Source organism: Campylobacter sp. 2018MI13, assembly GCF_018501135.1.
Classification (GTDB): domain Bacteria; phylum Campylobacterota; class Campylobacteria; order Campylobacterales; family Campylobacteraceae; genus Campylobacter_E.
Window position 1 is genome coordinate 1 of the sequence record NZ_JAHCZC010000191.1, and the last position, 512, is coordinate 512.

Consider the following 512-nt stretch of genomic DNA (forward strand, 5'->3'; position numbering starts at 1 on the left):
TTATTCTTCATAACAGCTTCAACAGCAATGCTAGCCATTAAATCTACTTCATCTGATATTTTATTAGTATTATCAGCTACTACTACATTAGCACGTGTTAGCTCATCTATACTACTTATTGCTTCATTTATTTGAGATATTGCTTGAGTTTGTTCTTTAATGCTTTCACTCATATCATTTATACCTTGAGTTAATACATTAACACTTGCTTCTATTTCTGTTAGTGATTTTTGAGTGCTTTCAGCTAGTTTTCTTACTTCATCAGCAACTACAGCAAAGCCCCTTCCATGCTCACCTGCACGTGCTGCTTCTATTGCAGCATTAAGTGCAAGTAGATTAATTTGTTCTGCAATGTCTCTTATCATAGTAATAACATTTTTAATATCTTCTCCGTTTTTAATAACTTCGTTTGATTTTTGATTTACTGCATGCATAGATGCACTCATCTCTTCTACTGCTGCTGCACTTTCTTGTAAGCTACTTGCTTGCTTTCTTGCACCTTCGTTTATATC

At 34.0% G+C, this 512-nt stretch carries 1 protein-coding gene; it reads right to left on the minus strand.

The features are described from left to right. Window positions 1-512: methyl-accepting chemotaxis protein (locus tag KJQ99_RS10665; RefSeq protein WP_250325698.1), on the minus strand; the 512-nt coding region annotated here is incomplete at both ends.